This window comes from Rhizobium sp. 768_B6_N1_8 (assembly GCF_051811225.1).
Taxonomy (GTDB): domain Bacteria; phylum Pseudomonadota; class Alphaproteobacteria; order Rhizobiales; family Rhizobiaceae; genus Rhizobium.
Genome location: NZ_JBPWPV010000001.1, coordinates 1,641,857 through 1,658,416 on the forward strand (window position 1 = coordinate 1,641,857; position 16,560 = coordinate 1,658,416).

Here is a 16,560-nt window from a genome sequence, read left to right on the forward strand (position 1 = left end):
GAACGAAACCTTTTGCCGCGGCGACATATTCACCTTCCCCGGCAAATTGCGGCAAAATCCGCGGGCAAAAAGGATCTCAGCTCTGCTCGGACTTGTCCCAGAGCCATGAGAAGAACAGCGATTCGCCAAGCTCCAGCAGCGCGTCGACCGCCCGGCTGGTGAGCGATCCAACCTCCACCGATTGCACTGTATAGAGTGGCACTTCGCGCAACATCCTGTTGCCGGAAACGATGCGCAGCGTGCCGACTTCCGTGTCGGCCTTCACCGGCGCCATCAGCGGCCAGTGGTAGACGATGCGGGCTGCGAGCCGGTCTGGATTGTTGATCGGAACATAGACGCTGACCGGCGCCTTGGCGACGAGATCGACGGTGCGCGCCGTGCCGCCATAGACGCTCGCCGCACCGATGACTTCCTTGTCTGCAAAGACCTGATGGCTTTCGAAAGCCGTCAGCCCCCATTCCAGCACGCGCTTGGCTTCTTCCGTGCGCTCCTTGTCGGAGGCGATGCCGGCAAGCGCCACGAAGAGCCGCCGTCCGTTGCGCTGCACCGAGGCGACGATCGAATAGCCCTCGCCTTCCGTAAAGCCCGTCGCCAGCCCGTCAGCGCCGAGATCCATGCCGAGCAGCGGATTGCGGTTGCGCTGGAAGATCTTGTTCCATTCGAAATCCGCTTGGGCAAAATAGGGATAGAGATCGGGATAGGAAGCCTGCAGATCGACGGCGAGCGTCACCAACTCCCTAGCCGTCACCTTGCTCTTGCCGTCGGGAATCCCGGTTGAATTGCCGAAGATAGCCTTTTCCATGCCAAGCTCGCGAGCGCGCCGGGTCATCGATGCCGCAAACTGGTCCTCGCTGCCGGCCATGCCCTCGGCAAGGATGATGCAGCCGTCATTGGCGCCCTGGATCGCAACGCCCTTGATCAGATCCTCGACGCGAACCTTCGATTTCAGCGCTGCAAACATCGTGGCCGCACGCGAAGGCGCGCCGCCGGTACGCCAGGCATATTCGGAGACGGGATATTCGGTATCGAGCGAAATCTGTCCCTTGCTGACGGCACTGAAAACGAGATCCATCGTCATCAGCTTGGCAAGCGAGGCAGGCGCAAAGACCTGGTTCTCGTTCTTGGCGAGAAGCACAGTCCCGGTCGAGGCCTCGATCATATAGGCCTGCGCGGCCTTGGTGACGAAACCGGCCTCGGTGCCTTCTGCGGCAAAGGCTGCAGAAGCAGGCAAAAGCAGGCATGCAAGGAGGCGAAGCAGCGGCTTCAACATCGCTAATCCCATTGATCGTGCGGGTTGATTCAGGAGGGTAAAGCGAGCCGGAAGCCGATGCAATTACACTTTGTTGTAGGCTTTTATCGCACCTTTGCGCTGCCGCCATTCTGACGCTTGAAGGAGGCGAGGATAGACTCCTGCGTCAGGCCATCATTGCGTACCATCACGGCGTCGAAAGCGAGCGGAACGTTGACTGTCCTCGCCTCCTCCTGATAGCCCATGGCAAGCGATGTGCCCTTCGACCAGCCATTCGGACGCTCAAAGGGAATGGGTCCGATTTCCGGCAGAACCACCATCTGTTCCATCGTCTGAGCGCCATTGGTGAAGGCCGGCGGCGGCGTCAGGAAATGGCCGCCTGCCGGCGCCTGCATCGGCGCAGGAACTGGAGCCGCATTATACTTGGCGCTCGGCGTGGAGCCCGCATAGGCAGTCGAGCGGAATGGTACCGGCACGTTGGCCGGCGAAGGACTGGAATAATCGCCGAGGCTCTGGAGTTGGTCGCCGGTGATTTTCTTGTTGTTGGAGGCGACCATGACGCCGGAGGCGATCTGGCCCCCGCCCGGATTGATGCCCGGGATGCGGCTACCCTTCGGAATATAGGAGGCCATCAGATAGGGCATGTCATGACCGTCGAGGGGCGCCTTTCCGACATATTGCACGCGAACATTGCCCGTGCCGCTGTGCTGCAGGTCGAGCATGGAGGCGGTCTTGTTCGAAAGGTCGATGATGCGACCTTCGTGATAGGGCCCACGGTCGTTGACGCGGACGATCACGGACGAACCGGTTTCAACGTTCGTCACACGCGCATAGCTCGGCAGCGGGAAGGTCGGATGCGCGGCGGAAAGATGCATCTGGTCGTAGACTTCGCCATTCGCCGTCAGGCGGCCGTGGAAGGCAGAGCCGTACCAGGAAGCGATGCCCACTTTGTTATAGGAGTAATCCTCCCTGGGGTAATACATCTTGCCCTTCACCACATAGGGATCGCCCACGATGTAGCGGCCGCCGCCCTTGGGAATATTGTTGCCGTTGGCAACGCGCGGGCTGGCTTTGACGCCATATTCGCTTTCGGAGAAATATTCCTTGCCGTGGGATTTCTTCTTGGGAACCGCCTGCGTCGTGCCGCAGGCCGCCACTGTTGCGCACATGGCCGACAATGCCAGCCACCGTGCCGTCGTTGCGAAAGACGCCGCCCCGTAATTCAGTTTCATATGCCCCACGCCACTCAAGACCGTTTTATGGTTAAGGAACTCACTCGTGAATGAGTTGGAGTTGCCTTATTCCCTGCCTGCCTAACGAGACTTTAATCTTGTGGATATCGTGGCTAATTTGCGAACAATTTCGGGGCGATAGCGAGAATTCTAATGATTATGGTTAATATTTGGTTGATTTTAATCTGTGCGGGAATGAAATCGCGAATGTATTTCCGCATATTGGACCGTTTCGGATCGTGACAGCAACTTTCAGCGGACATGACCGCCCTGCCCCGCGTCAGAACACATTGAAGCAGTTTATCTGCTCAATTGCCGCCCGATATGTCAGAGCACGTTGACGCTGAAATCCGAACCGCTATAAAGCCTGCCAAACCACGATTTGGCCGTCGTTGGAAGGAGGCTTCGTCAAAAACGAAGGCCTGACAACAAAGACGAACCAGATCAACTGGATGGAAGAGTGTCCGAGTGGTTTAAGGAACCGGTCTTGAAAACCGGCGTGCGGGAAACCGTACCGTGGGTTCGAATCCCACCTCTTCCGCCATAAATCGTTGAAATTATCAATTATTTATCCTTCTGAAGCCGAATTTCCGCGTCGCTCGCGCCGACGAAGATGATCCAGGCTAAATGCTTCGAATCGTATTTCATCATCCTCTTGATTTGGGATAGGTTCGCCCGAACGATACCTAAAAGCTGGATTGCGTTGTCTGAGCTCTCCAAAACGGCGAGTTCAATGGCGCAGTTGGAGGATGAGAGGGGAATTGCATGGCGGAGGTGCTGGACCTCGACTGCGTCGTCGTGGGCGGAGGGGTCGTGGGGCTTGCAATAGCGCGCGAACTTGCAATGTCCGGCCGCGACGTGGTTCTTCTCGAGGCGGAGCCGATAACCGGCAGCATCACATCGGCCCGCAACAGTGAAGTCATCCATGCCGGGCTCTACTATGCCACCGGCAGCTTGAAGGCTGAACTCTGCGTTTCCGGAAAACACAGGCTTTACGACTATTGCCGGGAGCGAAATATCCCCCATAGAGCCTGTGGCAAACTCGTCGTCGCTGCGAGTGAGGAGGAAGTCGGATATCTTGAAAAGCTATCCAGGCAGGCCGCCGCCAATGGCGTGGAGGATTGCTATCTGATCGATGCTGCGGAACTCGCCGGCAGGCAACCACAGATCAGAGGCTTTGCGGCGCTTGTTTCTCCCTCGACCGGCATCATCGACAGTCACGGCCTTATGCAGGCATACACTGTGGATATCGAGGCCAATGGCGGAGCCGTTATCTGCAATTCTCCCGTAATCAAAGGTGAATTCACCGCGGACAAGGTTCGCCTCGCAGTCGGCGGCCGCGATCCGGTAGAGATCGAGACATGCCTTGTGGTCAATGCCGCTGGCCTCAACGCCTGGGCCTTATCAGAAAGCCTGTCCGGCCTGGACGCCAGCACCATCCCGCCGCGTCACTATGCCAAGGGATGTTATTTTGCCCTGACCGGCCGCGCACCTGCAACGCAGCTGATCTACCCCGTCCCTGAACCCGGCGGTCTCGGAGTGCATCTGACACTCGACCTTGCTGGCCAGGCGCGTTTCGGTCCTGATGTCGAGTGGATCGAGACGATTAACTACGACGTCGATCCAAGCCGTGCGGATAAGTTCTATTCCGCAATCCGCCGCTATTGGCCCAATCTGGTGGATGGCGCGCTACAGCCCGCCTACTCGGGCGTCCGTCCGAAGATCGCCGGCCCGGCTGCGGGCGGTGGTGGTGACTTCGTGATTCAAGGGCCGGAGCAAACCGGTCACCCCGCCTATGTGGCGCTTTACGGAATCGAGAGCCCCGGCCTGACCGCTTCGCTCGCCATCGGGCAGAGGGTGGCGCGACTTACCGAATAGATAGCCTTTTGTCGTCTGCCGGCGTTACGGCGAGCTGACGCTTCGCTTCAATACGCTGCTCGCTTCTTTCGGCCGAGTTCGCCATGAGGCGAGGGCCGTGGAGGTGGTATCGACCAAAGCCTCTCCTTTGCTAGCGCAAATTGAGAAAGCTCCGGTTCCGGATGATTTAATATTAGGTGTAATGCATGTTGCGTCGTGAAAATTTTACTTAAACTTCATGCTTAACTACTTATTAATAAGCAGCTTGCGCAGTTAAGGCGATGAATTATGCTTGCTCCCAACAACGGGAGGATTTGATGTTCACGAAGAGTTTGCTGATGCCGGCCGGTTTTGCCGCACTGGCCTTTTCAGGACTGATGTTTCAGATCGCGGCTCATGCGTTTTCCGCGCCGGTTACATTACTTCATCCCTGACAGCGCTAAGCCGCTGCCATACCGGAACTTTTTTCGATTGCGCGCGTTCTATCCCACGTTTTAACCAGGAGGGAGATTATCATGGAAAACGCAGGTGTAGGTTGGATTGCAGCCATCATTATCGGCGGTTTCGCCGGATGGCTGGCGGAGAAGGTCATGCACAGCAATATGGGCGTGTTCATGAACATATTGCTTGGCATCATAGGCGCGATCGTCGCCAACTGGATTCTCGGTATCCTTCACATCCAGCCACTCAGCGGCTGGCTCGGATACCTGATCACGGGCTTTGTTGGCGCATGCATCCTAATTGCGATCGGACGCCTCATCCGCCGCTGACCTGACACGGAAAAGATTGCCAAAAAAGATTAAAGGCCGGACGTCCTGCGTCCGGCTTTTTTCGTCTATCGACGGCTGAGGAGACCAAAGAGATAGGCGACGCCTGCCGTAATGGCGATTGCGGTCAGCGGCTCTTCACGCACCTTGTCGCGGACACGCTCGGTCATGATGGAGGCTTCGTCGGTCACTGCGGTCTTTGCGCCCTGCCCCAGCGCAATCACGCTCTCCGAAAGGCGGGCCAGATCATCGCGCAACGCAGCAACCTGCGCGGACAGATCTTCGGCGGCTACTTCGGCCTTGACGCGCGCAGCGGTGGATTCGGCGGAAGCGGTTTTCAATTCGGCCATGGTCTGCTCCTGTTTGATCGAATGCCGCTTCAACGAAATGAAGACTGTAAAGGTTCCGCAACCAAGCATCTTTTGTCGCTTGCGGCGGGTTGGCGAGAGCGTGTGCAAATCCCGCAAGCTTTTCATGCGAGAAGCCTTCATTTCCTCGCAGCTTTGTTTTATGGAACGACGAATGTCTGCCCTTCTGGGCCAATGATAATGCGAGGTTTGCGTTTCCATGTTCCATCTTCTGAGAAGAGCTGCTCAGACCTGGGTTGCCAAGCTGCTCCTGCTCCTGCTCGTCGGCTCCTTCGGCATCTGGGGCGTATCGCGAGAGCTGATAAGCGGCGGCAATAGCACGACGGTGGTCACCGTCGGCGACCAGCATGTGGACGTCAATGAATTCCGCCTTGCCTATCAGCGCCAGGTCGCCCAACTCGGCCAGCAATATGGCGTGCGCCTGACGCCCGAGCAGGCCCGCGCTTTCGGCGTTGAACAGCAGGTGCTTGCCCAGCTTCTGGCCGGTGCCTCGCTGGACCAGCTTGCCGATGATATGGGTCTCGGCCTTTCCGAGGACCGCCTTGCCCAGCTGATCGGCGACGATCCGGCTTTCAAGGCAGTCAACGGCCAGTTCGACCGCTCGCTCTTCACCTCTCGTCTGCGCAATGCCGGCATCCGGGAAGACGACTATATCAAGGATCGCAGCAAGCAGGCTGTCCGCAGCCAGATCATCGAAGCCGTAGCCAACGGCTTCCAGGCGCCTGCAACGCTCGTCAACGCGCTGAAACTCTATGGCAATGAGAGCCGCAGCGTCGATTACCTGCTGCTCACCAACGCCAATATCGAGCCGATCAAGGCGCCGGCCGACGATGTGCTCTCCAAGTGGTTCGAAGACGCCAAACAGCGCTACCGCGCGCCGGAATACCGCAAGATCGCCTATCTGAAGCTTCAGCCTGATGATATCGCTGATCCCACGACCGTTACCGACGACCAGATCAAGGAAGCTTTCGACAAGGCCAAGGCGGCTTACACGACGCCGGAAAGCCGCACCCTGGAACAGCTGACCTTCGCCAGCAAGGATCTCGCCAATGCAGCCGAAACCGCGCTGAAGAGCGGCACGAGCTTCGACCAGCTCGTCACCGATCAGGGCAAGACCGCAAGTGACGTGCTGCTTGGTGAATTCGCCAAGGACAAGGTTCCGGATCAGGCCGTTGCCGAGGCTGCCTTTGCGGTGAAGGCGGATGGCGGTACCACGGCTGTCGTCGACGGTACCTTCGGTCCTGTGATCCTGCGCGTGACCAATATCAAGCCGGAGACCACCAAGAGCTTCGACGAGGTGAAGGAAGAGCTTCGCAAGCAGCTTTCGGTTGCCAATGCTTCGCAGGAAGTCATCAACGTTCACGACCGTATCGAGGATATGCGCGCCGGCGGCACCTCTCTTGAAGAAATCGCCAACCAACTCAAGCTGAAGGCCGTCGTCATCGACGCCGTCGACATGACGGGTGCGGACAAGGACGGCAATCCGGTCAAGGATATCCCGGCACAGCAGCAGCTTCTGCCGGAAGCTTTCAAGACCGATGTCGGCGCTGATGCGGTCGCAATTTCCCTCGGCAATGACGGCTATGTCTGGTTCGACGTGCGCGACGTCATGCCGGATCGCGATCGTCCGCTCGCCGAAGTGCGTGACAAGGCCGTTCAGGACTGGACAGCCGAGCAGCAGAAGGCCGAGCTCGCCAAGAAGGCCGACGAGCTGAAGGCCCAGGCGCAGAAGGGTACCTCGCTTGCCGATATCGCCACCCCGCTCGGCATCGCCGTCGAAAGCAAGAGCGGCGTTACCCGCTCGACCGACGATCCCGTTCTCGGCCGCGCCGGCGTCAACGCCGCATTCTCTGGTCCTGTAGATACCGTCGCAACGGCCATCGGCGCCGATCCGAGCACGCAGATTCTGCTGAAGGTGACCGACGTCAACGAAGAGCCGACGACCGATGCCTTGAACAACCGCGACCAGCAGATCGCCACCATCGCAAATCAGGCCGGTGACGACATTCTCGATCAGATGGTCAACCTGTTGCAGAGCCAGTATGGTGCAGAGGTCAACCGGACCCTCGCCGAACAGGCGACCGTCCGCTAGGGAGAAGCGACGCATGACCGATCTGAAGCCGCTTCTGGCCAAGGCAGCAAGCCGCGAGCCACTGACCCGTGACGAGGCCCGCCAGGCCTTCGATATCCTGATGTCCGGCCAGGCAACGCCTTCGCAGATCGGCGGCTTCCTGATGGCGCTGCGCGTCCGCGGCGAGACGGTTGACGAGATCGTCGGCGCTGTCACCACGATGCGCTCCAAGATGCTGCGGGTGGAAGCGCCCGCCGACGCGATCGATATCGTCGGAACGGGTGGTGACGCCAGCGGCACCTATAACATCTCGACGCTGGCGGCGCTGATCGTCGCCGGCGCGGGTGTTCCGGTTGCCAAGCACGGCAACCGCGCGCTGAGTTCGAAATCCGGCGCGGCAGACAGTCTTGCCGCCCTCGGCGTCAATCTCGAGGTCACCCCCGAAATGATCTCGCGCTGCATCGCCGAGGCCGGCGTCGGCTTCATGTTCGCGCAGCAGCATCATTCGGCCATGCGCCATGTCGGCCCGACGCGCGTCGAGCTCGGCACGCGTACCATCTTCAATCTGCTTGGCCCTCTCTCCAATCCGGCCGGCGTCAAGCGCCAGCTTCTCGGCGTCTTCTCGCCGCAATGGGTCGTGCCGCTTGCCGAAGTCATGCGCGATCTCGGCTCCGAAAGTGTCTGGGTTGTCCACGGCGATGGCCTCGATGAAATCACCACGACCGGTAAGACCAGCGTTGCTGCACTCGAGAACGGCCAGATCCGCACCTTTGAGCTGTCGCCGGCCGATTTCGGCGTAACGCCCTGCGTGCTCGCCGATATCAGGGGTGGCGACGGCACGGTCAATGCCGCCGCGCTTCGAAATGTGCTCGGTGGCGCAAAGAATGCCTATCGCGATATAGCGCTCGCTAATGCCGCCGCCTCCCTCGTCATTGCAGGCAAGGCCGGGACGATCCGTGACGGCATGAAGCTCGCAACGGAATCGCTGGATAGCGGCGCCACGGCCGCAGCGCTCGACAAACTGATCGCCGTATCCAACGATATCGACTAGGATTGCCTCATGACCGATATCCTGAAGAAGATCGAAGCCTATAAGCGTGAGGAAATCGCCACCGCGAAGGCGAAGACCTCGCTTGCGGATCTGAGGGCCATGCAGGCCGGCCAGTCCGCGCCGCGCGGTTTCCACAAGGCGCTCGTCGCAAAGCGCGATGCCGGCCAGTTCGGTCTGATCGCCGAAATCAAGAAGGCAAGCCCGTCCAAGGGCCTGATCCGTCCGGATTTCGATCCGCCGGCACTTGCCAAGGCGTACGAAGCCGGTGGGGCCGCCTGCCTTTCGGTTCTCACCGATACGCCGAGCTTCCAGGGCGCGCCGGAATTTCTGACGGCTGCGCGTGCTGCCTGTGCCCTGCCCGCGCTCCGCAAGGATTTCATGTTCGAGACCTACCAGGTCCACGAAGCCCGCGCTTGGGGTGCTGATTGCATCCTGCTCATCATGGCCTCGCTGACGGATGACGACGCGCAGCGCCTGCAGGACGAGGCCTTCTCGCTCGGCATGGACGTGCTGGTCGAGGTTCATGATGCGCCGGAAATGGAACGTGCCCTGAAGCTGTCTTCGCCGCTCGTCGGCATCAACAACCGCAACCTGCGCACCTTCGAAGTCAGTCTTACGGTGAGCGAAACGTTGGCTGCCATGGTCCCGGATGACCGGCTTCTGGTCGGCGAGAGCGGCATCTTCACCCATGAGGATTGCAAGCGCCTGCAAGCCGTCGACATCAATACGTTCCTCGTCGGCGAAAGCCTGATGCGCAAGGACGACGTGACGGCTGCCACCCGCTCGCTGCTGTTTGGTGAAGCCGCCATCGCGGCCGAATGATATGAGCGGCGCAAAACCCGGCCTCACCCATATCGGCGCGTCCGGCGAGGCGCATATGGTCGATGTCTCGGACAAGGCCGAAACGGTGCGCATCGCCACCGCCGAGGGGCATGTGAAGATGGCGGCGGAAACATTGGCGCTGATCCGTGAAGGTAATGCGAAAAAGGGCGATGTGATCGGCACTGCTCGCCTTGCCGGCATCATGGCCGCCAAGCGTACCGCCGACCTCATACCGCTCTGCCATCCGCTGATGCTGACAAAGGTCACGGTCGAGATCGAGCAAGACGCGGCCCTGCCCGGCCTGCGCGTTACCGCAACCGCAAAACTCACTGGCAAGACCGGTGTGGAGATGGAGGCGCTGACCGCCGTCTCGGTCGCGTGTCTTACCATCTACGACATGGCCAAGGCCGCAGACAAGGCAATGGAAATCGGTGGCATCAGGCTGCTGGAAAAATCCGGCGGCAAATCCGGCGATTTCCGCCATCCGGAGGCAAGATGAACCTTCTGCCGGTCGCCGAGGCGCTGAGCCGCCTGCTCTCCAGCGCAAATCCCGTCAAGGCATCCGAAACGCTGCCCCTTGCCGAGGCCGAAGGCCGTGTTCTCGCCGTTGATCTGACGGCTGGCCTGACGCAACCGCCCTTCAATTCCTCCGCCATGGATGGCTATGCGCTGCGCCGCGAGGACGCGCCAGAGCCCGGCGCGGTGCTGAAGGTCATCGGTACATCGTCTGCCGGACATGGCTTCGAGGGAAGTGTCGGTCAGGGGGAGGCCGTTCGCATCTTCACCGGCGCGCCTGTTCCTTCGGGTGCCGATAGTGTCCTGCTGCAGGAGGATGCGGAAAAGATCGAAGGCGGGATCAGAACGAATTTTCCCGTACGGCAGAACCAGAATGTTCGCCCCCGCGGCCAGGATTTCGTCGAGGGTGAGGCCGTGCTCTCCGCCGGTACGGTGCTCGATTTCTCGCGGCTGACGGTAGCCGCCGGCATGAACCGGCCTGATGTCGAGGTGTTGCGTCGCCCGCTGATGGCGATCCTCGCGACCGGCGACGAACTGCTGCCGCCCGGAAGCACGCCGGGCCCGTCGCAGATCATCGCATCCAATACCCTTGGCATCACAGCTCTTGCCCGCAGGGCCGGCGCCGACGTGCTCGATCTCGGCATAGTGCCTGACGACAAGGCTCAGATCACTACGGCGATCGACAAGGCGCGTAACGCCAAGGTCGACGTGATCGTGACACTCGGCGGGGCTTCCGTAGGCGACCACGATCTGGTGCAGGCCACGTTGATCGAAGCCGGTATGGAGCTCGATTTCTGGCGCATCGCCATGCGCCCCGGCAAGCCGCTGATGGTCGGCAGCTTCGGCAAGACGCAGGTGCTCGGCTTGCCCGGCAATCCGGTCTCGAGCCTCGTTTGCTCGCTGCTTTTCCTTGAGCCGCTGATCCGCAAGCTCGCCTCGCTGCCAGCTGTCCAACGGGAGATAACGGTGGAAGCCGCCGCGACGCTGCGCGCCAATGATCACCGCCAGGATTACGTGCGCGCGAAGCTTTCGAAATCGGCCGCCGGCGGATGGTTGGTCGAACCCTTCGACAAGCAGGATTCGTCGATGATGAAGGCTTTCGCCCATTCGGACTGCCTGATCATCCGCCCGCCGCATGCACCGGAATTGCCGGCAGGAACCATCTGCCCGGTCATGCTTCTGCGGCCAGATCTCTTCGCCTGATATTTCCTGAAGTCACCGCGATCCAGAAGCAGATCTGAGCCAGTACGCTTGCGCCTAGAATGACGGTAGCAGCCGCAAGACCGGGATCGCTGCCGATGCCGGAAAGTGCGCTGCAGACGGCTCCAATAGCCATCTGCGTGAAGCCATAAAGGCCGGAAGCCGAACCGGTGACCTTTGGATTGACGCTGACGGCGAGCGTCAGCGCGTTGGGCGAAGCTACACCCGCCCCGACCGTATAGACCATGATCGAGGCCATCATCGGCAGCAGCGTCAGATGGTGGGTAGCGGCAAAGCCGAAGAAGACGAGCGCGGCCGCGATGCTGACGAGGTTGGACATCACCATCAGCCGCTTCATCGCAAACCGGCCGATCAGCCGTGTGGCGATCATGCTGCCGATCCAGTAGCCGAAGATCAGCAGCGCAAGACAAATGCCGACTTCGGTTGCCGGACGGCCGAGCTCGTTGATGACGATGAAGGGCGCAGACGCCGTGAAAGCATACATGGAGGTCGTCGCGCAGCCGCCGCCGATGGCGTAGCCGACGAAGGAGCGCGACGCGAGCAGGCCGAGATAATCGCGGCTCAGCGATTTCACCGAGGTCTCGACATTGCGCGTGCCGGTTTCCGGTACCTTGCGCCACGTCAGCAGGAGGTTAACGATGCCGAGAACGCAGAGCGCCACGAAGATCGAGCGCCAGCCAAGCGTGGCGGCAAGAGCGCCGCCGACGATCGGTGCAAGCCCCGGCCCGACCGTGACCATCAGGTTCATGATCGCAAGCCGCTTCGCCGTTTCATCGGGACTGGACATGTCGCGCACGATGGCGCGTGCAATCACGAGACCGGCGCAGCCGCCGAAGGCCTGAAAGAGCCTTGCTGCGATCAGCGCATGCACGCCGGGTGAAACCAGCGCCGCAACGCCGGCAATTGTATAGAGCACAAGCCCGCTCATCAGTACCGGCCGCCGCCCGTAACGGTCCGAAAGCGGCCCGTAGATAAGCTGGCCGACGGCAAGACCGAAGATGTAGAGGCTGACGGTCAGTTGCATTTCGCCGATCGATGCACCGAGATCAGTTGCCGCTGCCGGCAAAGCGGGCACGAAAATATGCATGGCAAGCGTGCCGCTGAAGGTGATCAACCCGAGCAGCCAGATCGGTATGTGAAGCTTTGCGCCAAGCGGTCGGGCTTCGGTTATCGGGCCGGGATGCGAGTTCACTGTTCAGGCTCCTCAAGCTGCCGGGCAAGCACGTCGCTGATGTGATCGAGCACGCGCCATGTGGTTTCGATGTCCTCGCGCGGGAGAAGAGTAAGCGCCTCCTCGCGGATACCTTGTGCCACGCGCTCTACCTCCTCCACGGTCTTCCTGCCCTCCTCCGTCAGCAGAATCTCCTTGGCCCGCCTGTCCCCGCCTTCCCGCCGCTCGACGAGTCCGGCTTTCTCCAGATTGTCGATCAGGCGCACGACAGATGAATTGTCGAGCGAGAGCGAGGCGGCCAGTTCTTTCTGGTGCATTGCTGTCGGTGAACGGGCGATGCGCAGCAGCGGCAGCCATGTCGCTTCGGTCAGTCCGAAGGGCTGCAGGCGCAGGTTCGCGACCCGGCGCCAGTAGCGCGCGGTCTGGGAGACGAGGCTCCCGAATGAGGTTGTGATCTTGTCGTCGGTCATAGGAATATCGATGAGATAGCAATAGATGACATGTCATCTATTTTGGTGCAAGGCCAAAGTGTCGCCACGTAGCTTGATGAGAGGCATTCGCCTCGTTTCACCTCAATCGGAAAACCGCGCTACTGGCGGTCGAGTTGCCCTTGGCTCCGCCAAAATCCGGCACGGCATAGTCCGCAATCTGCAGCAGGGAGCTCATAGGAAGAGACGCCCTGCCCGGATCGCCGATGAGCACATCGAGACCGGCCGTGCGGCAACGTTCAAGGAAAGGCAGAACACGTTCCACCAAGGCCTCGTCATAAAAGATATCGCCGGCCAGGATTATGTCGGCGACAGGCGGGGCATCCTCGATGATGTCGCCGAGTCGCGTCTCGATCACGACATCATTGGCATTGGCATTCAGCTGCGCCGCAGCAATCGCCTTCGCATCGATATCGATGGCGAGCACATGGGCTGCACCGCATTTCATCGCTGCGATGGCGACAAGGCCGGAGCCGGTGCCGAGGTCGACGACACGTTTGCCGGCCACCTCTTCGGAATGGTCGAAAAGATAGCGCGCAAGCACGGCGCCGCCCGCCCAGGGATAGGCCCAGTAAGGCGGCATCAGATCGGAATCGTCAGCCATTGCAAGGCGATAGAGGCCGCTCCTCGGAGTCGCCATATGCAATCTTACGTTAGGGATGGAAGGAACACTCGCAAGCGGCAGGTTCGCTTCGATGAAGGCCGTCAGGTCGAGACGATCATCTGCTGAAGCCGGTCTCATCTGGTCGATTGCCCTCGCTGCGACAGGCTATCAGGCCCCGTTGGATGGCATAATACCTCGCTGGACCTTTGTATAGTTATGGAAGCCCACGTCTCGGGCTAACTTTTTTTCAGCGATCCCGAAGGGCATCGCCCCAGATTTCCTACAAGCCGGAGGACACGTTATGCAACCGATCACCAGACGCTCATTTTCGGCCGCGCTCGTTGCAGGGGCCGCACTCAGCATGTTTCCGGCCGCCGGCCGGGCCGCCGATATCGTCAAGGCGAAGAATGTCGTTCTCGTCCACGGCGCCTATGCCGATGCATCCTGCTGGCTGGACGTCATCCCTCATCTCCAGGCTGCCGGCCTGAATGTGATGGCCGTGCAGAACCCCCTCACCTCATTTGCCGATGACGTCGAGGCGACCAAGCGCATCCTGGCGCTGATGGACGGCCCGACCGTACTCGTCGGCCATTCCTATTCCGGCATGCTCGTCACCGAGGCTGGCGTTGATCCCAAAGTAACTGCGCTCGTCTATATCGCTGCCCGCGCCCCTGACGCCGGCGAGGATTATACCGCGCTCGCCAAGCAGTATCCGACGCCGCCTGCAAGTGCAGGCCTCGTTCACAACGGCGGTTATGCCCAGTTGAGTGAAGAAGCTTTCGTCAGGGATTTCGCCGGCGATCTGCCGGTTGCCCGCGCCAAAGCGCTTTATGCCGTGCAGGGCCGCATTTCCGACACGCTGTTCAACGCCAAGACGACCGTCGCTGCCTGGCGCTCGAAGCCATCCTGGTACGCGGTCTCGAAAAACGACCGCACCATCAATCCGGATCTCGAACGCTTCATGGCAAAGCGTATGAACGCAACGACGATCGAACTCGACGCCAGCCACGTTTCGCTGATTTCACAGCCGCTCGCCGTCGCCAATCTCATCCTCGCAGCAGCGGGTCAAAGCGACAAGATCTGAGACCGCTGCGGCCTGCCGGCCGCATCACCTTATTGGTGCGGCCGGCGACCCGCCTCAGCGGTCTTTCTTCTTGGTGAATTTGCCCTTGCCACCATCGAACTTGGGGCCATCGAACTTGGGACCGTCGAATTTTGCACCTTCGGACCTGTTCTTGCCGCCCTCGAATTTGGCGCCTTCGAATTTCGGCTTCGGGCCTTTCTTCGTCCAGGGCTTGTCGTCCTGACGCCCGGCGCCGACGGGCCTGTCCGTCCCGAACTTGCCCTTCGGCTTGTCGCTGCGGAAACGGTCTTCGCCGCGGTCTTCGAACGGCTTCTTGGCGTAGGCGGGCTTGGCCTGCTTGCTGAAATCGGGCGTACCGTTCAGCTTCACCACCCGGATGCCGCGCTCCATTGTCTTGTTCGGGCCGAGGGCGCCGAGAAAGCTCTCAGCGCTGTCAGCGGCGATTTCCACGAAGGTCTCATCCGGCTGCATCTTGATCGCGCCGATCTCCCGCTTGGTCACGTTGCCGGCGCGGCAGAGCATCGGGATCAGCCAGCGCGGCTCGGCATTCTGCTTGCGGCCGACGGAGACTGAGAACCAGACGCTGGGGCCGAAATCATCGCGGGGCCCTTTCTGCGCCGGCGCGAATTCGCGTGCCTCGCCATTGTCGCGGCGCTTGCGGGCGCGATCGTCCTGCACCGTAACTTCGATCAGGTCTTCCGGCGCCGACTGGTTGGCGCGGTAAAGACGCACGAAAGCGGCGGCAAGCGTCTCGGCGCCATGGCTGGCGATCAGCTTCTGCACCAGCCCCTGCTCTTCCTCCTGCGGCTTGTCGGCGAAGATCGGGTCCGCCAGCAGCCGCTCGTCATCACGCTCCGTCACTTCTTCCACGGAAGGCGGCCGCGCCCAGGTGGCGGCGATGCCGGCATTGTCGAGCAGCCGCTCTGCCTTGCGGCGAACATTGAGCGGCACGATCAGAGCGCTGACACCTTTGCGACCCGCACGGCCCGTACGGCCGCTGCGGTGAAGCAGCGTTTCCGGATTGGTCGGCAGATCGGCATGCACAACGAGGTCGAGGCCCGGCAGGTCGATGCCGCGTGCAGCAACGTCGGTTGCGATGCAGACGCGAGCCCGTCCATCACGCATTGCCTGCAGCGCGTGGCTGCGTTCGTTCTGCGTCAGTTCGCCCGACAGCGCCACAACGTGGAAATTGCGGTTGTGGAACCGTGCCGTGAGATGATTGACGGCAGCACGCGTCGAACAGAAAACGATCGCATTGCGCGCTTCGTAGTAGCGCAGCACGTTGATGATCGCGTTTTCGCGGTCACTCGGCGAGACGGCAAGCGCGCGATACTCGATATCGATATGCTGCTTTTCTTCCGCCTGCGTGCTGATGCGCACGGCATCACGCTGATAGCTCTTCGCCAGCTTGGCGATGGCTGCGGGAACGGTGGCGGAAAACATCAGCGTACGCCGCTCGTCGGGTGCCGCGTCAAGGATGAATTCCAGATCTTCGCGGAAGCCGAGATCGAGCATCTCGTCCGCTTCGTCCAGCACTGCGGCCTTCAGTTCGCTCATATCCAGCGCATTGCGGCGGATGTGGTCGCAGAGGCGTCCCGGTGTGCCGACGACGATATGGGCGCCACGCTCCAGCGCGCGGCGCTCGCTGCGGATATCCATGCCGCCGACGCAACTGACAATCACGGCGCCGGTCATTTCATAAAGCCATTCCAGCTCGCGCTTCACCTGCAGCGCCAGTTCGCGCGTCGGCGCGATCACAACGGCAACGGGAGCGGCGGCGGGGCCAAACCGCTCCGCGCTTCCCAGAAGCGTTGGTGAGAGTGCTAGCCCGAATGCAACGGTCTTGCCCGAGCCGGTTTGTGCGGAGACGAGTGCATCCGATGCTGCGAGCGCCGGATCGAGCATCGCCTTCTGGACAGGTGTGAGCTCGGTATAGCCGCGCTTCTGCAACGCCTTGGCGATCGCCGGAGAGACGCCGTTATAGTCAGTCATGTGTTCGATCTTTCGGAGCTGTCAGACGCATAACGCGTCGTAGCCGGAATCGTCCGGCCGAAGAGTT

Annotated in this window: 15 protein-coding genes and 1 tRNA gene; 9 read left to right on the plus strand and 7 right to left on the minus strand. The window is 60.7% G+C overall.

All coding sequences use genetic code 11. The features are described 5' to 3' along the window. Window positions 1-76 precede the first annotated feature (76 nt). Both AB8B33_RS08375 and AB8B33_RS08380 read right to left on the minus strand, forming a co-directional pair. Window positions 77-1,270, minus strand: a complete 1,194-nt coding sequence (locus AB8B33_RS08375) for a D-alanyl-D-alanine carboxypeptidase family protein (protein WP_439014976.1) — start codon at window positions 1,268-1,270, stop codon at window positions 77-79. Between the two features lie 83 nt (window positions 1,271-1,353). Beyond that, on the minus strand, window positions 1,354-2,481 hold the full coding sequence (locus tag AB8B33_RS08380) for a septal ring lytic transglycosylase RlpA family protein (protein WP_113319946.1): 1,128 nt from the start codon (window positions 2,479-2,481) through the stop codon (window positions 1,354-1,356). Window positions 2,482-2,935: 454 nt separating this feature from the next. On the opposite strand from AB8B33_RS08380, the gene AB8B33_RS08385 reads away from it, so the two are divergent. The 3 genes from AB8B33_RS08385 to AB8B33_RS08395 all read left to right on the plus strand — a co-directional run bounded on the left by AB8B33_RS08385 (window position 2,936) and on the right by AB8B33_RS08395 (window position 5,108). Next, window positions 2,936-3,025 (plus strand) — tRNA-Ser (locus tag AB8B33_RS08385). 221 nt (window positions 3,026-3,246) lie between these two features. Then, window positions 3,247-4,359, plus strand: coding sequence for an NAD(P)/FAD-dependent oxidoreductase (locus tag AB8B33_RS08390; protein ID WP_439014978.1), 1,113 nt, complete (start codon window positions 3,247-3,249; stop codon window positions 4,357-4,359). A 494-nt stretch (window positions 4,360-4,853) separates the two neighbouring features. After that, entirely contained in the window at window positions 4,854-5,108 is a 255-nt protein-coding gene (locus tag AB8B33_RS08395; RefSeq protein ID WP_037102415.1) for a GlsB/YeaQ/YmgE family stress response membrane protein, read from the plus strand. Window positions 5,109-5,173: 65 nt separating this feature from the next. Here AB8B33_RS08395 and AB8B33_RS08400 read toward each other — a convergent pair whose 3' ends face one another. Further along, window positions 5,174-5,455 carry a hypothetical protein gene (locus AB8B33_RS08400; RefSeq protein WP_113319955.1) on the minus strand — a complete coding sequence of 94 codons (282 nt, stop codon included), beginning with the start codon at window positions 5,453-5,455 and terminating at the stop codon, window positions 5,174-5,176. Between the two features lie 217 nt (window positions 5,456-5,672). Here AB8B33_RS08400 and AB8B33_RS08405 point away from each other — a divergent pair, with 217 nt between their 5' ends. Genes AB8B33_RS08405 through AB8B33_RS08425 form a run of 5 tightly spaced genes read left to right on the plus strand, consistent with a single transcriptional unit; the run spans window position 5,673 to window position 11,136 of the window. Then, complete coding sequence (locus AB8B33_RS08405) at window positions 5,673-7,565, plus strand: SurA N-terminal domain-containing protein (protein WP_439014980.1); 1,893 nt, start codon at window positions 5,673-5,675, stop codon at window positions 7,563-7,565. Window positions 7,566-7,578: 13 nt separating this feature from the next. After that, a complete protein-coding gene (gene trpD / locus AB8B33_RS08410; protein WP_439014982.1) occupies window positions 7,579-8,595 on the plus strand; it encodes an anthranilate phosphoribosyltransferase in 1,017 nt (338 codons plus the stop codon). 9 nt (window positions 8,596-8,604) lie between these two features. Further along, window positions 8,605-9,417, plus strand: a complete 813-nt coding sequence (gene trpC / locus AB8B33_RS08415) for an indole-3-glycerol phosphate synthase TrpC (protein ID WP_439014984.1) — start codon at window positions 8,605-8,607, stop codon at window positions 9,415-9,417. A gap of 1 nt (window position 9,418) precedes the next feature. Next, the gene (gene moaC / locus AB8B33_RS08420; RefSeq protein WP_439014985.1) at window positions 9,419-9,916 is read left to right on the plus strand and encodes a cyclic pyranopterin monophosphate synthase MoaC; all 498 of its coding nucleotides are present in this window, start codon (window positions 9,419-9,421) and stop codon (window positions 9,914-9,916) included. Next, a complete protein-coding gene (locus AB8B33_RS08425) occupies window positions 9,913-11,136 on the plus strand; it encodes a molybdopterin molybdotransferase MoeA (protein WP_439014987.1) in 1,224 nt (407 codons plus the stop codon). The genes moaC and AB8B33_RS08425 overlap by 4 nt, the downstream gene beginning before the upstream one ends. Here AB8B33_RS08425 and AB8B33_RS08430 read toward each other — a convergent pair. From AB8B33_RS08430 to AB8B33_RS08440, 3 genes are all read right to left on the minus strand, one after another. Further along, window positions 11,105-12,346 (minus strand): multidrug effflux MFS transporter, encoded by a 1,242-nt coding sequence (locus AB8B33_RS08430; RefSeq protein ID WP_439014989.1) that lies wholly within the window; start codon window positions 12,344-12,346, stop codon window positions 11,105-11,107. The two genes, AB8B33_RS08425 and AB8B33_RS08430, sit on opposite strands and share 32 nt — an antisense overlap. Next, on the minus strand, window positions 12,343-12,795 hold the full coding sequence (locus AB8B33_RS08435; RefSeq protein ID WP_439014990.1) for a MarR family winged helix-turn-helix transcriptional regulator: 453 nt from the start codon (window positions 12,793-12,795) through the stop codon (window positions 12,343-12,345). Before AB8B33_RS08435 ends, AB8B33_RS08430 begins: the two co-directional genes overlap by 4 nt. Before the next feature lie 97 nt (window positions 12,796-12,892). Then, entirely contained in the window at window positions 12,893-13,555 is a 663-nt protein-coding gene (locus tag AB8B33_RS08440; protein WP_439014992.1) for a class I SAM-dependent methyltransferase, read from the minus strand. A 163-nt stretch (window positions 13,556-13,718) separates the two neighbouring features. Between AB8B33_RS08440 and AB8B33_RS08445 the strand changes: the two genes are divergently transcribed. Then, window positions 13,719-14,501 (plus strand): alpha/beta fold hydrolase, encoded by a 783-nt coding sequence (locus tag AB8B33_RS08445; RefSeq protein WP_113323459.1) that lies wholly within the window; start codon window positions 13,719-13,721, stop codon window positions 14,499-14,501. A gap of 54 nt (window positions 14,502-14,555) precedes the next feature. On the opposite strand, the gene AB8B33_RS08450 is transcribed toward AB8B33_RS08445, so the two are convergent. Further along, window positions 14,556-16,493, minus strand: a complete 1,938-nt coding sequence (locus AB8B33_RS08450) for a DEAD/DEAH box helicase (protein ID WP_439014994.1) — start codon at window positions 16,491-16,493, stop codon at window positions 14,556-14,558. Window positions 16,494-16,560: the final 67 nt, after the last annotated feature.

What these genes read in the sequence shown, in the direction of transcription:
- AB8B33_RS08375 (WP_439014976.1), bottom strand. Translation starts at nt 1,270, where the DNA reads ATGTTGAAGCCGCTGCTTCGCCTCCTTGCATGCCTGCTTTTGCCTGCT.
- AB8B33_RS08380 (WP_113319946.1), bottom strand. Translation starts at nt 2,481, where the DNA reads ATGAAACTGAATTACGGGGCGGCGTCTTTCGCAACGACGGCACGGTGG.
- AB8B33_RS08390 (WP_439014978.1), top strand. Translation starts at nt 3,247, where the DNA reads ATGGCGGAGGTGCTGGACCTCGACTGCGTCGTCGTGGGCGGAGGGGTC.
- AB8B33_RS08395 (WP_037102415.1), top strand. Translation starts at nt 4,854, where the DNA reads ATGGAAAACGCAGGTGTAGGTTGGATTGCAGCCATCATTATCGGCGGT.
- AB8B33_RS08400 (WP_113319955.1), bottom strand. Translation starts at nt 5,455, where the DNA reads ATGGCCGAATTGAAAACCGCTTCCGCCGAATCCACCGCTGCGCGCGTC.
- AB8B33_RS08405 (WP_439014980.1), top strand. Translation starts at nt 5,673, where the DNA reads ATGTTCCATCTTCTGAGAAGAGCTGCTCAGACCTGGGTTGCCAAGCTG.
- trpD (WP_439014982.1), top strand. Translation starts at nt 7,579, where the DNA reads ATGACCGATCTGAAGCCGCTTCTGGCCAAGGCAGCAAGCCGCGAGCCA.
- trpC (WP_439014984.1), top strand. Translation starts at nt 8,605, where the DNA reads ATGACCGATATCCTGAAGAAGATCGAAGCCTATAAGCGTGAGGAAATC.
- moaC (WP_439014985.1), top strand. Translation starts at nt 9,419, where the DNA reads ATGAGCGGCGCAAAACCCGGCCTCACCCATATCGGCGCGTCCGGCGAG.
- AB8B33_RS08425 (WP_439014987.1), top strand. Translation starts at nt 9,913, where the DNA reads ATGAACCTTCTGCCGGTCGCCGAGGCGCTGAGCCGCCTGCTCTCCAGC.
- AB8B33_RS08435 (WP_439014990.1), bottom strand. Translation starts at nt 12,795, where the DNA reads ATGACCGACGACAAGATCACAACCTCATTCGGGAGCCTCGTCTCCCAG.
- AB8B33_RS08440 (WP_439014992.1), bottom strand. Translation starts at nt 13,555, where the DNA reads ATGAGACCGGCTTCAGCAGATGATCGTCTCGACCTGACGGCCTTCATC.
- AB8B33_RS08445 (WP_113323459.1), top strand. Translation starts at nt 13,719, where the DNA reads ATGCAACCGATCACCAGACGCTCATTTTCGGCCGCGCTCGTTGCAGGG.
- AB8B33_RS08450 (WP_439014994.1), bottom strand. Translation starts at nt 16,493, where the DNA reads ATGACTGACTATAACGGCGTCTCTCCGGCGATCGCCAAGGCGTTGCAG.